At 48.2% G+C, this 20,061-nt stretch carries 20 protein-coding genes and 1 riboswitch; of the genes, 5 read left to right on the top strand and 15 right to left on the bottom strand.

All coding sequences use genetic code 11. The features are described from left to right. Positions 1 to 107: 107 nt before the first annotated feature. The gene (locus KNO79_RS12690; RefSeq protein ID WP_015880762.1) at positions 108 to 470 is read right to left on the bottom strand and encodes an ArsR/SmtB family transcription factor; all 363 of its coding nucleotides are present in this window, start codon (positions 468 to 470) and stop codon (positions 108 to 110) included. Positions 471 to 619: 149 nt separating this feature from the next. On the opposite strand from KNO79_RS12690, the gene yhfH reads away from it, so the two are divergent. Next, positions 620 to 778: a protein YhfH gene (yhfH, locus tag KNO79_RS12685; protein ID WP_015880761.1), complete on the top strand. Its 159-nt coding sequence runs from the start codon at positions 620 to 622 to the stop codon at positions 776 to 778. A gap of 34 nt (positions 779 to 812) precedes the next feature. Here yhfH and KNO79_RS12680 read toward each other — a convergent pair whose 3' ends face one another. The 3 genes from KNO79_RS12680 to KNO79_RS12670 all read right to left on the bottom strand — a co-directional run bounded on the left by KNO79_RS12680 (position 813) and on the right by KNO79_RS12670 (position 2,824). Further along, positions 813 to 1,145, bottom strand: coding sequence for a fluoride efflux transporter FluC (locus KNO79_RS12680; RefSeq protein ID WP_078147891.1), 333 nt, complete (start codon positions 1,143 to 1,145; stop codon positions 813 to 815). A 10-nt stretch (positions 1,146 to 1,155) separates the two neighbouring features. Continuing rightward, positions 1,156 to 1,542: a fluoride efflux transporter CrcB gene (gene crcB / locus KNO79_RS12675; protein WP_078146292.1), complete on the bottom strand. Its 387-nt coding sequence runs from the start codon at positions 1,540 to 1,542 to the stop codon at positions 1,156 to 1,158. A gap of 79 nt (positions 1,543 to 1,621) precedes the next feature. Continuing rightward, positions 1,622 to 2,824 (bottom strand): ornithine--oxo-acid transaminase, encoded by a 1,203-nt coding sequence (locus tag KNO79_RS12670; protein ID WP_015880758.1) that lies wholly within the window; start codon positions 2,822 to 2,824, stop codon positions 1,622 to 1,624. A gap of 155 nt (positions 2,825 to 2,979) precedes the next feature. Between KNO79_RS12670 and KNO79_RS12665 the strand changes: the two genes are divergently transcribed. Continuing rightward, on the top strand, positions 2,980 to 5,034 hold the full coding sequence (locus KNO79_RS12665) for a sensor domain-containing protein (RefSeq protein WP_031420968.1): 2,055 nt from the start codon (positions 2,980 to 2,982) through the stop codon (positions 5,032 to 5,034). Between the two features lie 17 nt (positions 5,035 to 5,051). On the opposite strand, the gene KNO79_RS12660 is transcribed toward KNO79_RS12665, so the two are convergent. After that, positions 5,052 to 6,455, bottom strand: a complete 1,404-nt coding sequence (locus KNO79_RS12660) for a basic amino acid/polyamine antiporter (protein WP_214691460.1) — start codon at positions 6,453 to 6,455, stop codon at positions 5,052 to 5,054. A gap of 223 nt (positions 6,456 to 6,678) precedes the next feature. Between KNO79_RS12660 and KNO79_RS12655 the strand changes: the two genes are divergently transcribed. Continuing rightward, positions 6,679 to 8,304, top strand: a complete 1,626-nt coding sequence (locus tag KNO79_RS12655; RefSeq protein WP_159563514.1) for a peptide ABC transporter substrate-binding protein — start codon at positions 6,679 to 6,681, stop codon at positions 8,302 to 8,304. 347 nt (positions 8,305 to 8,651) lie between these two features. Here KNO79_RS12655 and KNO79_RS12650 read toward each other — a convergent pair whose 3' ends face one another. The 3 genes from KNO79_RS12650 to ade form a co-directional block, all read right to left on the bottom strand. After that, on the bottom strand, positions 8,652 to 10,244 hold the full coding sequence (locus tag KNO79_RS12650) for a Na+/H+ antiporter NhaC family protein (RefSeq protein ID WP_214691459.1): 1,593 nt from the start codon (positions 10,242 to 10,244) through the stop codon (positions 8,652 to 8,654). A gap of 112 nt (positions 10,245 to 10,356) precedes the next feature. Continuing rightward, a riboswitch (Lysine riboswitch) is annotated at positions 10,357 to 10,531 on the bottom strand. A gap of 57 nt (positions 10,532 to 10,588) precedes the next feature. Beyond that, positions 10,589 to 10,873: a hypothetical protein gene (locus KNO79_RS12645; RefSeq protein WP_015880753.1), complete on the bottom strand. Its 285-nt coding sequence runs from the start codon at positions 10,871 to 10,873 to the stop codon at positions 10,589 to 10,591. Positions 10,874 to 10,991: 118 nt separating this feature from the next. After that, positions 10,992 to 12,701 carry an adenine deaminase gene (gene ade / locus KNO79_RS12640; protein ID WP_214691458.1) on the bottom strand — a complete coding sequence of 570 codons (1,710 nt, stop codon included), beginning with the start codon at positions 12,699 to 12,701 and terminating at the stop codon, positions 10,992 to 10,994. A gap of 119 nt (positions 12,702 to 12,820) precedes the next feature. Between ade and KNO79_RS12635 the strand changes: the two genes are divergently transcribed. Then, entirely contained in the window at positions 12,821 to 13,357 is a 537-nt protein-coding gene (locus tag KNO79_RS12635; protein ID WP_074037800.1) for a gamma carbonic anhydrase family protein, read from the top strand. A 109-nt stretch (positions 13,358 to 13,466) separates the two neighbouring features. Continuing rightward, positions 13,467 to 13,652, top strand: a complete 186-nt coding sequence (locus KNO79_RS12630; protein ID WP_074037801.1) for a hypothetical protein — start codon at positions 13,467 to 13,469, stop codon at positions 13,650 to 13,652. 102 nt (positions 13,653 to 13,754) lie between these two features. On the opposite strand, the gene KNO79_RS12625 is transcribed toward KNO79_RS12630, so the two are convergent. From KNO79_RS12625 to dapA, 7 genes are all read right to left on the bottom strand, one after another. Beyond that, positions 13,755 to 14,309: a nitroreductase family protein gene (locus KNO79_RS12625; RefSeq protein ID WP_251125329.1), complete on the bottom strand. Its 555-nt coding sequence runs from the start codon at positions 14,307 to 14,309 to the stop codon at positions 13,755 to 13,757. A gap of 94 nt (positions 14,310 to 14,403) precedes the next feature. Further along, positions 14,404 to 15,696, bottom strand: coding sequence for a diaminopimelate decarboxylase (gene lysA, locus KNO79_RS12620; protein ID WP_214691456.1), 1,293 nt, complete (start codon positions 15,694 to 15,696; stop codon positions 14,404 to 14,406). Next, on the bottom strand, positions 15,666 to 16,754 hold the full coding sequence (alr, locus tag KNO79_RS12615) for an alanine racemase (RefSeq protein WP_214691455.1): 1,089 nt from the start codon (positions 16,752 to 16,754) through the stop codon (positions 15,666 to 15,668). Before alr ends, lysA begins: the two co-directional genes overlap by 31 nt. Positions 16,755 to 16,768: 14 nt before the next feature. Next, positions 16,769 to 17,695 carry a branched-chain amino acid transaminase gene (locus KNO79_RS12610; RefSeq protein ID WP_214691454.1) on the bottom strand — a complete coding sequence of 309 codons (927 nt, stop codon included), beginning with the start codon at positions 17,693 to 17,695 and terminating at the stop codon, positions 16,769 to 16,771. 49 nt (positions 17,696 to 17,744) lie between these two features. Beyond that, positions 17,745 to 18,452 carry a 2,3,4,5-tetrahydropyridine-2,6-dicarboxylate N-acetyltransferase gene (gene dapD, locus KNO79_RS12605; protein WP_196431610.1) on the bottom strand — a complete coding sequence of 236 codons (708 nt, stop codon included), beginning with the start codon at positions 18,450 to 18,452 and terminating at the stop codon, positions 17,745 to 17,747. Further along, on the bottom strand, positions 18,430 to 19,179 hold the full coding sequence (dapB, locus tag KNO79_RS12600) for a 4-hydroxy-tetrahydrodipicolinate reductase (RefSeq protein ID WP_078146280.1): 750 nt from the start codon (positions 19,177 to 19,179) through the stop codon (positions 18,430 to 18,432). Before dapB ends, dapD begins: the two co-directional genes overlap by 23 nt. Continuing rightward, a complete protein-coding gene (gene dapA / locus KNO79_RS12595) occupies positions 19,176 to 20,057 on the bottom strand; it encodes a 4-hydroxy-tetrahydrodipicolinate synthase (RefSeq protein ID WP_074037809.1) in 882 nt (293 codons plus the stop codon). Before dapA ends, dapB begins: the two co-directional genes overlap by 4 nt. Positions 20,058 to 20,061: the final 4 nt, after the last annotated feature.

Genomic DNA, 20,061 nt, shown 5'->3' with positions numbered 1-20,061 from the left:
ATCCCCCTAACATTCAAACGTTCATTTGAATATATCGTAACGTGAATTTTAATCGAAGACAAGTACCAAAAAAATGACCGCCCCTCGAATGGGGACGGTCATTGAACTTAAACGTCTTTTTGTTCTTCACTGTGTGTCAATGCAATTTCAACGAGCTGTCTCACATGCTCATCATCCAATGAATAATAAACGACTTTCCCTTCTTTACGATACTTTACCAACCCTTGTTCGAGTAATGTCCGTAAATGGTGAGATGCGGTCGCGTTAGAGTGACCGATAACGGCCGCCACATCGCATACACATAGTTCATGTTCGAGCGTCAACACATACAGCACTTTTAGACGGGTCGGATCAGCGAACGCTTTAAACAAACGACTGACTCGAGGCGCATCTAATTGCGCCAAGGCGGTTTGTAGCGTTGGAACGTCCTCTGATTGAATTCCAATCGTTTCACACTGTGGCACTTTCATTTTTTTCACCTCGTCTTTTGATGTGTATAGTGTAGCAAAAAATCCTGAATATATCTGTTATATATTATGGTTGACTTAATGTCATCTGTTATAATACAATCATGACAACAACCAATACTGTGACACATCTACGAAGGAGGCATTTTCATATGAATGAATGGGCGAGCCGACTCGAATCATCTGTCGAGTTTTATCAAAAACTACCGGACAAAACGTGCCAGGAATGCGGGAAGCATATGGATGAACAGTGCGAATCATACGAAACGACTTGTGCTTCATGTACCGAGAAGCTTCAACTTGCAGAATAAAACAACGCCCCTTCGAGATGGAAGGGGCGTTGTTTTAGATTGACCAGCCGATATAAGCAGCCAGTATTCCAAACAGATATGTCGCAAGGAGATAAAGTCCGAATCGAATCCAGTCTTTTGTCGCAAACCGCATCAATTCAAGTTTCAAAGTCGAAAACGTCGTAAACGACCCTAAAAATCCAATCCCTAAAAAGAGAAGGAGCGACGGATGGCTCGTGTGGGCATATAAATACCCAAGAGCAAACGAACCCGACACATTGACGAATAATGTTGCAAATGGAAAGGTGGAATCAGACCACCGTTTCATCAGTTGACCGATAGCAAAACGACACATCGCACCAAAAAAGGCACCTGTCGCAATCCACATGATTGTCACTCTATTTCACCTCACCTTTTCGTCTCACGCCGACACGATAACCAAGCCATGAGCTCCCGAGTCCAAGCGTGATACTCAAAAAGACGTATAGAAGCGCCAACCCTATCCGACTTTCGTCTAATAATCGAATCGTTTCAACGCTAAACGTGGAGAATGTAGTGAAGGAACCAATCATTCCAGTCCCCACAATCGTGACGAATTGAGGAGAAAGTTTACCCGTTCGAAGAAACATGTGAGTCAACCACCCTAACAAAAAACTACCGCTGAGATTGATGAGCAATGTCGAAACCGGGAATGCGCTCGGTCCAATCGAATCGATCATCATACCAAGGCCATAGCGTGCCAAAGCACCGACCGCCCCTGCCAATCCGACATATATGTAAATCATCCAACTCCTCCTCCACGAAAAAGACACCTGCTAGGCAGGTGTCGATTGAACTGACTTCATTATACCAAGCTGACGCTTCTTACGAAATAGCTGCGGGAGCCAATACGGCTTCGATTGCTTCGAATGCTTGGTCGAGTTCTTCTTTCGTGATCACAAGCGGTGGTGCCAATCGAATCACGGTTTCATGTGTTTCTTTACAGAGAAGTCCCCGCTCTTTTAGCGCCTCACAATAAGGACGAGCCGACTCCGTCAACTCAATGCCGATAAAGAGTCCACGTCCGCGAACGTCACGAATCATCGGATTGTCGATCGACTTCAAGCGATCCATGAAGTACGTCCCGAGTTCTAGCGAACGTTCCGGTAGGTTTTCTTCTTCTAACACTTCAAGAGCCGCGACGGAGACAGCCGAAGCAAGCGGGTTTCCACCAAACGTCGACCCGTGCGAGCCTGGGTTGAAGACCGAAAGAATCTCCTGATCAGCTGCAACACATGAGATTGGGAAGACTCCGCCTCCGAGTGCTTTTCCGAGAATATACATATCCGGTGTGACGTCTTCCCACTCGATGGCAAACCACTTTCCAGAACGACCAAGTCCAGACTGAATTTCATCTGCGACGAAGAGGACATTATGTTCTTTACAGAGCTCAGATGCCCGCTTCAAATAACCAGCCGGCGGAATGATGATTCCAGCTTCCCCTTGAATCGGTTCAACGATGAACGCAGCTGTATTCTCTGTGATCGCCGCTTCGAACGCGTCGATATCACCGTATGGCACAACTTTGAACCCTGGCAATAATGGTCCGAATCCACGCTGATATTCCGCTTCTGTCGACATCGACACAGCAGCCATAGTCCGTCCATGGAAGTTTCCTGAGCAGACGATGATTTCCGCTTGTCCCGGAATGCCCTTCACGTCATATGCCCAACGACGTGCTGTCTTCACGGCCGTCTCGACCGCTTCTGCACCCGTGTTCATCGGTAACACCATCTGTTTCTTTGTAAGCGTTACCACTTTGTCGTAAAAACGTCCGAGTTGATCGTTATAAAAGGCGCGCGACGTCAACGTGATCTTATCCGCTTGATCTTTAAGCGCTTGGATGATCTTCGGATGACAGTGTCCCTGATTGACAGCAGAGTATGCACTTAACATATCCATGTAGCGATTCCCCTCAGGATCGGTTACCCAAATCCCTTTCGCCTCCGAAATGACAATCGGTAGTGGATGATAGTTATGTGCCCCGAACTTCTCTGTCAATTCAATCACATCATGTGTTTTTGACATATTGTTTCCCCCTTATTCAAAACTATCTTACTCTTTCAGTATATGACGTCCCTCTTTCTTTTGACAATGACGAACTTAAGCATTCCTTGAATTGGCAAAATCAGGTACACTGACATTAGAATATGCATTTAGCATGACAGATTGGAGGAAATGATGTGGCTTCATTGCGTGATTTACCAGTAGATGAATTCATCGATGCTTTATCTGTTCCGTGTTGTTATATTTCTCAAGATGGTACGGTCCTATTATGGAATACGCATGCCGAAGTTTTATTCGGCTGGGAACGTGACGAAGTCCTCCATCAACCACTGCCGGTCGTCCGGCAATTAGATCATGCTCTCGAAACATGGTCGCCGCTCCTCCTTCAATATCCATTCTCGACAACGGCGATGACGCCGTTTCAACATAAGGATGGCTCCGTCATCTATGCGACTGCCTACCTGCAATCTTTTTCGCTCGAAGGGATTTATGGTTATTTTTTAGCGTTTCTCCCAAAAGGATTTGGACCGCTCATCAGTACAGAACAGTTCAATCTACTTCATCATTTTCAAGAGATGATCAAACAGTCCACGCATTACTTGGCGACAAATGCGAAAGGCGAGATTGTAGACATCAATCCTTCGTTATGCCGTCTACTCGATGCGACGGAGCAACAGCTAATCGGACGCGAATGGTTCGAACTCATTCATGATTCAAGTGAACAGGACGGGATTTCGCGTAACGTTTTAAAATCACTTGCGACCAATCGGATTTGGAACGGTGAGATGCCGATCTCCTGTAAGCAACATGAGTCAGAGCCGTGTTGGCTTAACTTGACTGTCGTACCGATTGTTAGTGAGAAGAATGAAGTGATTCAATATACCGCATTCGGATTTGATGTGTCGGAAAAGAAGCGTCTTGAAAAAGAAGTCCAGTTCCTCGCTTATCAAAATGAGTTGACCGGACTTTATAATAAAAAAGGGTTTTTACGTCGCTACGACTCAATCCTTCGACAAATCGATGAGCGAGAAGGTCTCCTTCATATTGCCTTGTTTGATATCGACCGCTTCAAAATTATCAATGAGTCATTCGGGTCTCGCGTTGGGAACGAACTTCTCATCCAAATCAAAGAGCGCGCACTGCATCTTATTCCGGAATCCGCTCTTTTATTCCATCCTACGGGCGGACTGTTCGGTGTCATGTTCTTCGAGGAATCGAAAGAAGAAGTGTTCCAAGTACTCCGACATCTGCAACACGAACTGCAACGTCCGTTCCGGATTTACCATCACTCCATCATGGTATCGATTTCGATCGGATGCGTATTTTATCCGTCTTCGACAAGTTCACTCGAGGAACTGTATACACGTGCTGAAAGTGCCCTCTTCAAAGGGAAACAGATCGGCGTCGGTACGATTCAATTTGTGACAAAAGATATGGATGCCGCTTTCTCGAGACAAATCCATATTGAGAAGGCGATGTACCGAGCCCTTGAAGAAAAGCATTTTTATCTTGAGTATCAACCAAAGTATGAACTTGCCACAGACCGGCTCATCGGTTTTGAGGCACTCCTTCGTTGGCATCACGACGAACTGGGACAAATCCCGCCTTCAGAGTTCATTCCGCTCGCGGAAGAGATGGCACTCATCGTTCCCATCAACAACTGGGTCATCTTAGAGGCAACGAAACAACTGAAAGCCTGGAAAGCCGAGTTCGATCAACCGCTCTCGATGGCAATCAACATTTCGCCTAATCAATTCCGAAGCGACAGTTTTTTGAATACGTTACGAAACATCAAGCAACAACTCCAGCTCGACCCGGCAGACGTCATTTTGGAGATCACGGAAAGTCTTGTCATGCAACAAACTGATGAAATCATCGAACGCATGGAACAAATCAAGCGCTTGAACTATCGACTGTCGATTGACGATTTCGGAACAGGCTTCTCGTCCTTGCAGTATTTGAAGTCCTTCCCGGTCGATGAACTCAAAATCGATAAAGTCTTTCTCGATGATTGGATGGCGTCCAAATCTCATCTCCTCGATGTCATCGTCCATCTTGGGAAGAGTTTAAATCTCCACGTCGTCGCAGAGGGAGTCGAAGATGAAGAGATGTTGGCACACTTAAAGTCGACAGATTGCGATTCTTTCCAGGGCTATTTATATGCGAGACCTGCTTCACCAAGTGTAATCGAACAATTACTCCGATCATCAAAAAACTCACCGGACGCTTGAGACGCCGGTGAGTTTTCTTATAGGGCAATCGCGGCTGTCCAAAGTCCATAAATGCCATAGGTCGCACATAATAGAATAATCAAGGCAATCATCGACTGGGTACGGGTCAAGAACGGTCGTCCTTGTTCCCGTTCTGCCAAAAGAAAGACGAAGATGCCAGGTGCGTATAGAATCATCGCAATCAAGACATACTCGAATCCTGAAGCATAGAGTAACCAGGCGGCGTATAGCGAGGCAATCCCGGAAACGACCATCATCCGTAGCGACGTCGCCCGCTTCGCCTCCATCCATCCATAGAGTGCCGAGAATAGATAAGGAACGAGTGCTGCGATTCCAGCGATGCTTGAAAGCACGAGATACGTCTGTTCTGAAAACAAGGCGATGGCCGTGACCACTTGAGTGAACGCTTGGGTGATGAATAGCGCGTTCACTGGTGTTTCGTTCGCATTCAAACGGTGAAATACTTTCGGAAACACCCCATCCCGGCTCGCCACGTACGAAATCTCCGTCGCTAAAATCGTCCAGCCGAGCAATGCGCCTGTTAATGATACGAGCAGTCCGATGTTAATCAATGTTGCGCCGAACGGGCCGACGACCGCTTCTAACACATATGCCATCGACGGTTCAGGCAACGCAGCGAGTTGCTCCTGTGTCATGACACCAAACGAGAAGATGGAAATCATCATGTAAATCAATAACGTCCCAATCAGGCCAATGACCGTGGCACGACCGACATCTTTCTTGTGACGTGCGCGCGATGACAATACGACCGCTCCCTCGATACCGACAAATGCCCAGAGTGTGACGAGCATCGTCGACTTCACTTGTGGAAACACATCCGCCCAAACAAACCCTGTTTCTCCCCAAAAATCGACTTGGAACGTATCTATTTTAAACGCGAATAGGATCAACACGATGAACAAAATAATCGGGACGAGTTTCGCAATCGTTGTCACGATATTGAGAAGTGCCGCTTCACGCATCCCACGTGAAATGAGCCAAAATAAGCCCCAAATCAGAACGACACTCACGAACAAGCGAAACAGTCGGTGTTCTGCTGAGAATATAGGAAAAAAATAAGCCAATGTACTGAAAATCAATGTGATGTTGGCTACCGTCCCAATCCAAGCCGACATCCAGTACCCCCATCCGCTGTTGAATCCGACAAACTTCCCGAAACCTTCACGGGCATAGGCGTAAATTCCGCCTTCTAGCTCTGGCCGCGTGTTTGCTAAAAACTGAAACACAAAGGCGAGCATAATCATGCCGACACCCGTAATCCCCCATCCAATTAAAACTGGTCCGACCCCTGCCCCTTGTGCCATTGCACCAGGCAGGTTAAACGCACCTCCACCAATCATGGTCCCGACGACCATTGCCGCAAGACCGAAAAAGCCGATTCCGGCTGAATGTTGTTTCAATTTAACGCCTCCACTACTATCCTATCTGCACGAATAACTATACAAAAATATTGTATAATCATTCGTTGATTTTTCTATTCTACTTCCTGAAAGGATTGATGAATAGTCATTCTAAATAAGTTTATATTTTCGGATAATTTAAAAAATTCCATTGCATATTCATGTCAGATGTAGTTTAATTACAACATATTCTAAATTATCAGAATTTTCGGGAGGTTGTATGATGCGTAACAAAAAATGGTTAGCGTTATCGGGGGTCGCATTATTGGCGACGGCTGCTTGTAGCACAGGAGATGACTCATCAAGTTCAGAAGGTTCATCTTCGAGCGATGCGAAAAAAGAAATCACAATGGTATCGGCGACGGACTTGCCGCAGCTCGATCCGACACTGACAACAGACTCGACATCGATCATCGTGACAAACAACGTGTTCGAAGGATTGTATCGTCTAGATGAGAACAACCAACCGACACCGGGGATTGCCGAAGATGTCGAAGTATCTGAGGATGGACTTACATACACTTTCAAGTTACGTGACGCAAACTGGTCAGACGGTTCTCCAATTACAGCTGAAGACTTCGTTTACTCTTGGAAACGTGCCCTCAATCCTGAAACAGGTGCGGAGTATGCCTATATTCTTCAAGACTTGAAAAACGCGAACAAAATCCTTGCGGGTGAAATGTCGCTCGACGACCTCGGCGCAAAAGCGATTGACGAAAAAACGCTTGAAGTACAATTGGAAGCACCAGCTCCTTATTTCTTAGGTTTGACTGGATTCCCAACGTATATGCCGCAAAAACAAGAGTACGTCGAAGAGCAAGGCGAAGAGTTCGCAACATCTGTCGACAAGACACTCTATAACGGACCTTACGTCTTGAGCGAGTGGCAAGACAATGCAGGATGGGTTTACAAGAAGAACCCTGAATATTGGGATGCTGAAAACGTCAAGATGGACACGATCAACGTCAAAGTCGTAAAAGACGTATCGACTGGGGTCAACTTGTTCGAGTCGGGTGAAGCGGACTACACGCTCCTCTCTTCTGAATTCGTTCCGCAATTCGAAGACAGCGACGAGTTCAAAACGCGTGCCGATGCTCGAATCAACTTCCTTCGTTTCAACCAAAAGAACGAAGCGCTCCAAAACGTCAACATCCGTGAAGCACTTGCGAAAGGATTCGACAAACAGAGTGTGACAGATGTCATCTTAACAGATGGATCGCAACCGGCGAACTATATCGTAGCGAAAGACTTCACGTTCACAGAAGACGGAGCTGACTTCCGTGAGAAGTATCCAGACCTCCTCAACTACAACGTAGATGAAGCAAAAGCCGCGTGGGAAAAAGGATTAGAAGAATTAGGTGTTGAAACAATCGAACTCGAGTTCCTCTCACGTGACGAAGAAGCGTTCAAGAAAGTGAACGAGTTCATCAAAGGCGAACTTGAGAAGAACTTGCCTGGTTTGACACTTAACATCAAACAGCAACCGTTCAAAAACTTCCTTGATCTTGAAGGGAAAGGCGAATATGACGTTTCTGCAGCTGGTTGGGGCCCTGACTATCAGGATCCGATGACATACCTCGACATGTGGGTCACAGACGGACCGTTTAACCGTATGGAGTACTCGAATGACGAATATGATCAGTTGATTCAATCTGCGAAGAAAGAAGCCGATCAGATGAAACGTTGGGAAGCAATGCAAGAAGCAGAACGCATCCTTCTCGAAGAAGACTTTGCCATCGCTCCGATTTATCAAAAAGGTGAGGCATACTTAGAGCGTTCAAACATCGAGAACATGTACCGTCACCCGTTCGGTGCCGATGCAAGTTTCAAGTGGCTTGACGTGAAATAATGATTGTAACCTCCTTGATTCCTACATGGACCAGGGAGGTTTTTCTGTCGTGAAAGTCTCTCTATAAAAAGTTTGACACTGCGGTTCACCTTATTAGCTGTCACGATCTGCATCATGAATGTATCTGGATTGGATGACAAGAACATCTACTTCGCCTCCATTTTGGTTGCTCGAGACACCTTGGTTTTCTTTGTACGTCATTCATCTTCATTACCACAGCCTATCACTGGACATCATAGTTCCCTTTTGGTTCATTCTCGGTAAACTACTCGACCGTCTCACTTATGCAGTGACAACCGCACATAAAAAATGACTTCCATCGATTTGATGGAAGTCATTTTCATATATCACGCCTCACGCTTTGCGCGAAGTTCTGCAGGTACTTTCCCACGTTTTGAAATCACTTCTGCGACTCCTACCAATACGATAAACGAAATCAATGCAGCGAAGAATCCGATCCAAATCGATGCTGTAATTCCGAGCACCAAGTAACCGATCGCTGACACGACCGCTGCAAGAATAGCATACGGCAATTGTGTCACCACGTGGTCGATGTGGTGCGAGCCCGCTCCTGTTGAGCTGAGAATCGTTGTATCTGAGATTGGTGAACAGTGGTCACCAAACACCGCACCGGCCAATACAGCTGCAAGTGACGCGAGAAGGAGTTCGGGTTCAACAGCCATGATCAAGTCGGCACCGATCGGAAGCATCAAACCAAATGTTCCCCAACTCGTTCCTGTCGAGAATGCCATGATTCCGGCAATCAAGAAGAGAAGGAGTGGCAAGTAAGATGCAGCGATTGTATCTGTCACGAAGCTCGCCAAGTATTCACCAGTCTTCATGTCGCTGATGACCGCAATGATTGTCCAAGCAAACAAGAGAATCAAGACAGCCGGCCACATGGCACGAACGCCTTCCCATGCCGCTTTTCCATAGTCACGCGTTGGGATTTTACGACCAATGAGAAGCAAGAATGCGACAATCAAACTGATGACAACACCCGCAACGAGTGAGCGTGTCACGTCTGTCGATTCGAAGGCTCCAATCAACGAGAAGTCTTGACCGTCAACCGCGAGCGCTTGACCACCCGTGTAAAGCATCGCTGACACTGTCGCAATGATAAGCGTGATAATTGGTACGATCAAATCACGTACTTTTCCACCTTCGTGCTCGTGTAAATCTTCGCTCATCCCCATCGGCTTTCCTTTTGCCGAATCATACAACTCCCCTTGGAGGGCACGAAGTTCGTGCGTGCGCATCGGTCCGATGGCAAGTCCAGTGAATGCCACATATGCTGTCAAGAGTAGTGCGAAGACGGCATAGAAGTTCATTGGGATGATTTGAATGAATGCAGAGAATGACGAATAGCTGTCAATCGAGTATTTTGCCAAAATACCTGCGATGATGGCGATGATATATGCACCCCAACTTGAAAGCGGGCTGATGACACAGACAGGTGCTGCCGTTGAGTCAATCGTGTAAGCCAACTTTGCACGTGAGATGTTTTTACGGTCTGTGAGTGGACGACTGATGTTTCCGACCGCCAAGCTATTGAAGTAGTCATCGATAAAAATCAAAATACCCAGTCCGAATGAGACGAGACGTGCACCGCGTGCTGTCTTGACGTTCGCCGCAGCCCATTCACCAAATGCGCGTGCGCCACCTGATGTTTGAATGATTGACGATAAAATCCCGAGAAGGAGCAAGAACGCAATCAACAAGACGTTCCATTCGTTGATGGCTCCATCCGCCCAGAATAAAGCGATGATGTTCGACCACAAGTATTGAATCGAATCAATTGGATTGAAGTTATGCAAGAGAAGGACTCCTGCGATAATCCCGACACCGAGTGATGGGATGACCTTTCGTGTTGTGATTGCCATAATAATTGCAAGTAATGCCGGTACGAGTGAGAGTACCGATGTTGAATAATCTACCATGCTGAATTCCTCCTTTTTTATTAGGATGAGGCCCCCCTATGCTTAAAAAAACGCAAAGCGAGGGCATCGGCAACAAAGCCGACACCCTCGCTGGATGTTCCGTCTTTCTTAGCCGACTTGGAGCGCTCCATACGTAAATATGTATGGCAGTCCGACGGGTATTTCCCGTCAGCCCAGCACAACCCCACGGACATGGTGTTGCACTTCGGCGATCCTGCCTTTTTGTAGTCCTCATCGTTGTCATCCTCCGACTACTTACTCATCAGCATCGCACCTCTACCTCATCGATAGCACGAATATTCATTTAAAGTTACGTCTAAATTATCACAGGTTGGTGTCACATATCAATAGTTTTTTTCATCACGAATGATTCGCTTCAAGACAGCGAGTGCTTCTTGGTCATTCGTTTCCACCGCTTTAAAGAAGTCGTTGAAGAAGTGATACAACACGAATCGGTCAGCGTGAGACTTCGTCTGTTCTTTAATCGTAGAGAAAATGAGTCGTCGTAAACGACGTTTTGTCTGAGTTTCTTCTGGTAGTTCTTCGCATCGGTCCTTGAAAGCACGATATACAGAATTGATCAATTCCTCATGTTCATCATACGACCGATTGTAAGCAACTTGTTCCATCTGTAATATCCCCCCTTTCAATGTTGACCCGATGAAACTTGACGTAACTATACCAACTTCCCGTCACGCATTCAATCGTTATCGACGGTTCTTAACAAAAATCATACGTTAGACCGAGTCAAGCGTTGATGAATGAGAACGTGGTCACGTCGAACAATCCCATATCGGTCAATTTCAAGTCAGGAATGACCGGTAAGGCGAGGAAGGACATCGTCAAATACGGATTGAAATGACGATGGGCTCCCACGACATCTAGCGCATCATTGAGCTGTTCCAGAATCTCTGCCACTTCACGATATGGTCGCTTCGTCATCAGTCCACCAATCTCGAGCGGAAGGACGGCAAGCACTTCTCCTTCCGATACGGCGACGACCCCTCCCCCTACTTTTTCAAGCGTTCTCGCCGCGAGCAACATGTCTTCCGGGCTGACCCCGGCGACGACCAAGTTATGGCTGTCATGGGCAACCGTGGCTGCTAGGGCACCTCGTTTCAAGCCGAATCCCGTTACCGGGGCAAGAGCCATATGGCCTGTCCCGTGATGGCGTTCGATGACGGCAAGCGTCGCGATATCCTGCGATAAATCTGCGCCTGATGCGTCTGGTTGGAACGTGAGACGCTGTCGTTTCGTCAACAAGCTGTTCGGAAGCACTTGAATGACATCGATTTCTTCTTCACTTGCGGCAAGTCGGAACGACTCGGCGGTCAATTCGGGTAAAGCGAGCTCACCTTTCATCGGTTTCGGCACTTCAATCCCTTCCGATTCAAACGTCGCATTCCCCTTCTCCGCGACGAGCGTACCATTCACAAAGACTTGTTCGATTTTTACCGATTCGACGTCTGACAAGATAACGAAGTTCGCCTTCTTACCAGGTGCAATCGCCCCGACCTCTTTTAATCCATAGGCCTCTGCGGCATGTAGACTTGCGATGGCATAGGCCGTTTCCGGCTTAACCCCTTGCTTGATGGCGGTACGGATGTTGTAGTCGATTCCACCTTCCGCGACCAAGTCATCCAAATGCTTATCATCCGTACAGAAAAGGAAGCGGTGGGCATTGCTTTCCGTAACGGCTAGGCTCACCTTCTCCACGTTTCGAGCAACGGACCCTTCCCGAATTTGAACGTAGAATCCACGTCGCACTCGTTCAATCGCCTCTTCCGCAGTCGTACATTCATGATCCGTCATGATTCCTGCTGAGCGATATACATTCAATTGATCGGGGTTGAGACCTGAAGCATGTCCATCCACGACTTTACCCGCTTGTTCCGTCTGCGCGATCTTTTGAAGCATGTCTTCACTTCCAGCTTCAACTGATGGATAGTCCATGACTTCGCCTAGGCCATGCACCCCTGGATCTCCTAAAAACGGTACCAAATCTTCTGCATACAGTTTTGCGCCCGCATGTTCAAATGGTGTCGCTGGTACACAACTCGGAAGCATCATCCGAACGTCGAGTGGAAGTCCTTTCGCATCTGCCAACATGTACTCAATCCCGAGTGCTCCGTTCACATTCGCAATCTCATGAGGGTCAGCAATCACCGTTGTGACACCAAGTGGTAAGACTGCTTTCGCAAATTCATGCGGGGGGACCATCGATGACTCGATATGGACGTGCGAATCGATAAAGGACGGTGCAAGCGTCCACGTCGGATCGTGATACTCGACCTCTCCATCGTACCCTTCCCCAATAGCCACGATATATCCTGCGTCGATGGCGACGTCTGTACGAATCGTCTCACGACTGTACACGTCAATCACTGCGACGTCTTTAAAGACGACGGCCGCTTTCTTTTTCTTTGCGGCGATGTCAATCAAATGTTGTTTCTCCATCTCTTGATCTCCTTATTCAATGTATTTTAACTATCTTACCAAGAATATTCTTTTCGTTGCAATTTCTTTTTCAAGTTGTGCGACAATGATAACATATCTTTCTGAAAGGGGTTACAACGATGCAATACAAATTAGGAGAGTTGACACCAAAAGTCGATCCGACGACTTATCTTGCACCAGGGGCACACGTGATTGGAGACGTGACCATCGGCGCTCACTCGGGAGTATGGTTCAATACCGTCATCCGTGGAGACGAAGGACCCATTCAAATCGGTTCATACGTCAACATTCAGGATGGTTCGATGATTCATCAATATGAAGGCTCACCGACAATCATTCATGATCGCGTCTCGATTGGCCACATGGCGATGATTCACGGCTGTGAGATTGAAGAAGATTGCTTGATTGGCATGCACGCTACCGTACTCGATGGGGCGAAGATTGGAAAAGGGTCCTTTGTCGCTGCCGGTGCGCTCGTCACACCAAACATGCAGATTCCTGAAGGGGTGATGGTCATGGGCGTCCCAGCAAAAGTCGTTCGTCCATTAAACGATGAAGATCGTTTTATCATGGAGAGAACGGTAAAGAAATATGCCAAGCGTGCCGAACAATATAAGCAGTCGTGCGTTCCAGTTCGCGAAATCCAACAATTGTGAAAGCGTTTACAAGATTCATAAAATGTTAACGTTTCTCTCGAATTTTCTACATAGTTCCTTTGTATACTGAAGTTGTAGCCAAGCTGATGTATTGAAAGGAGCCCACTCTATGTATCCGAACCATGATCAACTCATGCTAGACCTGTATGCCTCGTCCATCAATCCAAGTTATGGCCTTCATATCGATGATTCATTCGATGATGCCCTTCATGGCGCACATCGAGAGGTTTGGGAACGTATGCATTTGGATAATAGTAGAGAAGAAGATTCTAAAAATGGAGGAACGACTGGATGATTCCAACGACTGTGATTCAAGATTGGCTCGCAACAAAATTAAAGCGATAACTGACCGATATATAGATCAAGCGAGCGAGGATTCCCCATCGCTCGCTTTTTATTATTCAAACATGATGAGATGCGAATCAATCGGTTGTCGCGCTTTCGGTGTAGGGATATCTTCTGTGTCATATTTCCCGATTTGCAGGAGACCGATAAACGTCTCCCCTTCCGCCCCAATCATTTCCTTCAACCGTGCATCATCGAACAGTCCACCCGTCCGCCAGACCATCCCGATCTCACGTTCACTTAAGAGCAGCTGAACATTTTGAATGAATGTCGCCGTCGCGAGTAACGCGTCACGATTCCCTTTGTCCGTTTCAAAATGTTTTGCCGTCACATACATACAGGTTGCCGCATTTAAAATCCGTCCCGTCACCTTTTCGCGTTGCCCTTCTGACGCCTCCGAGAAGGCTGGTTCGAGCGCATCGAGTAACACTTGCTTCCCATCCCCATTGAACACATACACATTCCATGGTTCGATTTTATTGTGAAATGGTGCATGATGTGCCGATTGCAACACTTCATAGAGCACTTTCGTATCGATTGGTGCTTCTTTGAACATACGGACCGTACGTCTTTCTTCAATTAGCTTTTGTGCTGCTGTCTTTGTCATGACCGTCACTTCCCCTTTTTTTCTCTTCTCTATCATAATTGAAAAACGTTCTCATTTCAAAATCAAAAAAAAGACTACAGATTGCTCTGCAGTCTTACGTTGATTGTCCAATGACCTCACATGCCACCAAGTCTTCAAACGTTTGGCGACGAACGACAAGTCGATGTGCCCCGTCCTTCACGAAGACAACAGCTGGACGAAGCATCTGGTTATAGTTGCTCGCCATGGAGAAATTGTACGCTCCTGTTGCTTTGACAAGTAATAAGTCACCTGGTGTGACAGGGGGGATCAATGAGCGGTTCGAGATGATGTCTCCCGACTCACAGCACGCTCCGACTATTTTTGCCTCGAGCGTCTTCTCTTCATTCATCCGAGTCGCTGCCACGACCTCATACTCCGCGTCATACAATGCCGGACGGATATTGTCCGTCATCCCGCCATCGACAGACACGAATGTACGAACGCCACTCACTTCTTTGACGGTCCCCACCTCATAAAGCGTGGCACCCGCATTGGCGACGAGCCAACGTCCCGGCTCAATCCCGATTTTCGGAAGTGGCAATTCACGTGCCTCGACCTCCTCGACCAACGTCTCCATCACTTGCTCCATCGTCTGGGCAAAATCGAGATATTCGTCTTCATCCAAGTAAGCGACGCCGAATCCCCCGCCGATGTTCAAGACGTCCGTCGTATAGCCGGTTTCCTGACGAATCGTATCCATGAAGCGCACCATCGTCTTCACCGTGTTGATGAAGAGGGTCGGATCTTGAATTTGAGAACCGACGTGACAATGGATTCCCTTCAACTGTAAGTGCTCGGCTTCTAACGTTGCACGAATCGCGTCTAAATACGTGTCGTCATGCGTCGGGAAACCGAATTTTGTATCAACCCCACCCGTTTGAATCGCCGCATGGGCACCCCCGACAACTTGAGGCACAATGCGGAGAAGCACATCGACTTCGCGATTGTATTCAGCCGCAAGTCCTGACAAGAGGCTGATCTCCCGCATATTGTCGATGGTAAAGTGTGTAATCCCCTGTTCGAGAGCATACGTGATGTCAAGAATCGTCTTGTTCGATCCATGAACGTGAATGCGCTCCGCCGGTACACCGGCATGCAGTGCCACGTACATCTCACCCCTTGAGACGACATCGACACTTAACCCTGCGGCCATCACTTTTTCATAAACGGCCGCAATCGATAATGCTTTTGACGCGTATAACGCATACGTGTTCGGATACTTATCTAGAAACGCATTCTGGACAATTCTAAGGCGACGCTCTAGTTCTGGCTCACTCATGATGTATAAAGGTGTCCCGTACGTCGCTTGAAGTTCACGGACGGACACGCCTTCGATCAAACATTCTGATTGATTGGTGGTGTACATACAATTCCTCCTTCAAAGCGATGTGGGACACGCCACGAACGGGCACAGAGCTGTTCTGAGTTGTTGGCATAGCCAACACGTGTCACGTCATCGATTTTCGTCTCGATTCCATATAATGTGACGCGGTCGCCGATTTGTACGTCTTCGTCGACTTTGATGAAGCTATGGCTCATAAAGATGTTACTGATGAACGGGTATGCTTTCCCATCGATGTGAACAGGCAAGTGACGTCTCGCCCGCATCAATCCATCCCCATATCCGACAGGTAAGACAGCAATCCGTTCTTTCGATTCCGCGGTATATCCCGTTCCATACCCGACATGAGCCCCCGCTTCGATGTCGTGGATGGCAACCACTTCTGTCTCCCAATAAAACGCAGGTACGAGCCACTCAACCGGCTCAACCGATGAATAACCGTATAAGAAAATACCGACACGCACATGTGTGCAATGGTGCAAGCGCGAGTCGTCTTGAAGCGTGGCCGCACTATTTGCCGCATGGATCAGTTCAAACGTATGACGTTCCATCAAACGTGTCGACCAGTCGGCAAAGCGTTCGACTTGGACGCTATGCTCGACTTCGGCATTGTCCGCATCCGCGAGCGGAAAATGTGTACATAGTCCGACAAGGTTCAATCCTTCATTTTGGCAGAAGGCGACGATCTGTAGCGCTTCTTCAAACGTTTTGGCACCGAATCGGTTCATGCCGACGTCTAATTTCAAATGAAGGCGAACGCCATCGAGATGCTCACGCTGTGAAACGAGCCATTCATACGAGCCGATTGCGACGTCAAATTCATGGGTATGCACGTGTTCCCACGTGTATATCGGATTCATGACGAGGACGCGAGCCGACTCTGCATGCGCTCGCACTTCAATCGCTTCTTCTAACGTGGTCACCATGAAGTGACGGACTCCTTCATCATACAAAGTCGTCACAACTGGCTCCATTCCTAGGTTATAGGCGTTGTTTTTCACGACCGCAAACACGGGGCGCCCGAGCGCTTCAATCCGGCGTTTGTTTTCGCGAATCGCATTCAAGTCAATTGTGACTCCCATCGTGCAAAACTCCTTTACTCTGTTACTGCTGATTTCACGAACGTGATCCAATCGCGGTGTTCCGGAAGCTGTCCTGTTACGGCTTCACGATAGCGTGTCAACATTTCTGTCGCAACCGTCTGGACACCTCCACCAATCGAGATATGGTCGACCTCGATGACGCTCGTCACCTCGGCTGCCGTTCCCGTTAAGAAGATTTCATCAGCCACATAGAGCTCATCGCGTCCGATATGGCGCTCGACGATTTCATAACCGGCCTCGCGAGCCAATTGCATCACCGTTTGACGTGTGATGCCATCGAGTACAGAACAGTCAAGGGACGGTGTCGCAATCGTTTTTCCTTTCACGAGGAAGATGTTCGCGACACTCGCCTCACTGACGTTTCCGTTCATATCAAGGGCAATCGCTTCGTCGAATCCGTCACGGAGCGCCTCTCCTTTTAATAGCTGTGAGTTCATATAGTTCGATGCCGCTTTCGCTTGCATTGGCATCATTGTAGAAGACACGCGGCGATACGAGGCCACTTTCGCTCGAATCCCGACCGTCTTGTTGAAATATTCACCGAGCGGCCAACACGAGATGGCAACATGTACCTTCGTCTCAGCAGTCGGCATAAGTGCCTGCCATGGTGTTCCAAGGAAGACGAACGGACGGATGTAGCATGCTTCAAATCCGTTTCGCTCAATCAATTCCATCGTGGCTTGTTCGAGTTCATCTACCGTATACGGTAGCGTGACGTGGTAGTATGCACACGAGCGAACAAGTCGCTCCAAGTGTTCACGTAATCGGAAGATAGCAGGACCTTCCTCCGTGTGATACGCGCGAATCCCTTCAAAGAACCCGCTTCCGTAATGAATCGCGTGTGTCATGATACTCGTGTTTGCGTCAGTCGGCTCAATCCAAGCCCCGTCTTTCCACATCCATTGTCCATACTGTTCCATAATGCAACTCTCCCATTCCTCATTTTTTATATTTTCTGTCTATTATACGTTAGAGAGAGCGTAAGTCATCAACAAGTTGCGTTTTTTCAGAAGTTTTTTCATCTTTCTGTTTGATGATTCGTGCAGGTGTTCCCGCAACGACAACACCTGGAGGGACGTCTTGTGTGACGACACTTCCTGCCGCGACAACTGCGTTTTCACCGACGCGAACGCCCTCTAAGATGACTGCGTTCGCCCCAATCATGACACCATCCTCGATGATGACCGGATCTTTTGAAGGTGGCTCAAGAACCCCTGCGACCACGGCACCTGCGCCAAGGTGAACGTTCTTCCCGAGCGTTCCGCGTGCTCCGATGACAGCGTTCATATCGACCATCGAACCATCTCCGATGACAGCTCCGATGTTGACGACAGCTCCCATCATGACGACCGCGTTGTTGCCGATTTGAACGTGATCTCGGATGAACGAGCCTGGTTCAATTCGGGCATTGAGTTGTGTCGTATCGAGCATCGGTACAGCACTGTTGCGACGATCATATTCAAGATGAGAATCTGTGATGACCGATGCATTGGCTTCTAAGAATGCCGCAGCGCGTTCTGCCGTCGTCAAAAACAGTTTCGACTCATCCGTTCCGAATGCTTTCGCTTCCTCGATTTCAAGACCCGCCAATTGACCGTTGACGTAAAGCTTAACTGGTGTTTCCTTCTTAGCATCTTTAATATATTGTGCGATTTCATAAGCGTTTGTGAGTAACATGAGTAGCCTCCTCGTATAAGTTCGATAGATTATAAAGTCCTGCCGGGCGATCGATGATCGTTGCCGCAGCGGCAAGGGCCCCGTTTGCAAAGACGCGTTTCGATAACGCAGTATGTTTCAATTCAATCATTTCATCATCTCCGGCGAAGAGCACGGTATGCTCACCGAAGATCGTGCCACCCCGAATGGAATGCATCCCCAACTCTTCGGTAGCACGCGCTTCCCGACGTGACGTTCGTTCGTAAATCGGTGTCACGTCACGCTTCGCTTCGATGGCACGTGCCAATAATTCTGCCGTCCCGCTTGGTGCGTCCACTTTCTTCCGATGATGTGCCTCAATCACTTCAATATCATATCCGAGAGTGAGCGGGACAAGTTGGTCGAGCAACTGTTTCAACAGTGCAATCCCATATGAGGTGTTATAAGACTGAAAGATTGGGATCTCTTGTGAAGCCGTCTCGATCTCGGCCAATTCTTCCGGTGTGAAGCCCGTCGTCGCAATGACGAGCGGAATATTGCGCTCCCGTCCGAACGCGAGTAAATCAGGGAGTAACGCCGGGTTCGAAAAGTCGATCACGACATCGACGGGTACGTCCACCTCATTCAGAGTCGCCGTGTGCTCGTCACTTCCCGGTGAGACGATTGCCGTTACGTTTACACCTTGCGCATGAGCGACCTCTTCGACAATGCGTCCCATTGCGCCAAACCCATGGATGAGAACATTCATTGTCTCACCTCATTGAATTGTTCCATCGCCGATAGTAATTTCGCCTCAGCCGTCGCGCTCATTGGAACGAGCGGCAGACGTGGCGCACCGACTTCAAATCCTCGCGCTTGAAGCGCTGCCTTCACCGGAATCGGATTCACTTCTGCGAAAAGTTCATCGATGACTGGGAGTAAACGAATTTGCCACGTACGTGCTGTCTGCAAATCACCCGCCAATAGGGCGTCTGCCAACGCGACCGTCGCTCCCGGATAGACGTTTGATAAAACGGAGACGACCCCTTGTGCGCCCCAAGCCATGTACGGCAAGATTTGATCGTCATTTCCACAGTAAACGGTGAACCCTTCCGGAATATGGGCCATCATCTGCGCCATGACCGAGATATCCCCACTCGCTTCTTTCAAGGCCGTGATGCGCGGATGTTCCGCGAGCTCACCGACCGTTTCCGGTGCCAAGGCGACACCCGTCCGTGACGGAACATTGTAGAGCATGAGCGGAATCGGTGACGCATCCGCAATCGCAGTAAAGTGAGCAATCAGCCCGGCCTGTGTCGACTTGTTATAGTACGGTGTGACGACCATCGCCATCTCCGCACCAAGTTCGGCGGCCCGTTTCGTTTTCTCAATACTGACTGCTGTATTGTTCGAACCGGTCCCCGCGATGATCACGGCTCGACCGTTTGCGACCTCCACCGCTCGAACGAGCAATGTCTCAAACTCGTCATCAGTGATTGTCATCCCTTCGCCGGTCGTCCCACCGATGACGAGACCCGTCACACCTTCTTGGATTTGGTCTTCAATTAATGCCGCCCATGCTTCTAGATTCAACTGCCCATTTTCTTGAAATGGGGTAGCTAGTGCTGTCGCCACTCCTGTGAACATGTCA

The sequence above is a fragment of the Exiguobacterium sp. s43 genome (assembly GCF_018617255.1).
In the GTDB taxonomy this organism is placed as follows: domain Bacteria; phylum Bacillota; class Bacilli; order Exiguobacteriales; family Exiguobacteriaceae; genus Exiguobacterium; species Exiguobacterium profundum.
The sequence above is the reverse complement of the archived record's forward strand: the minus strand, read 5'-3'. Positions and strand labels throughout refer to the sequence as shown.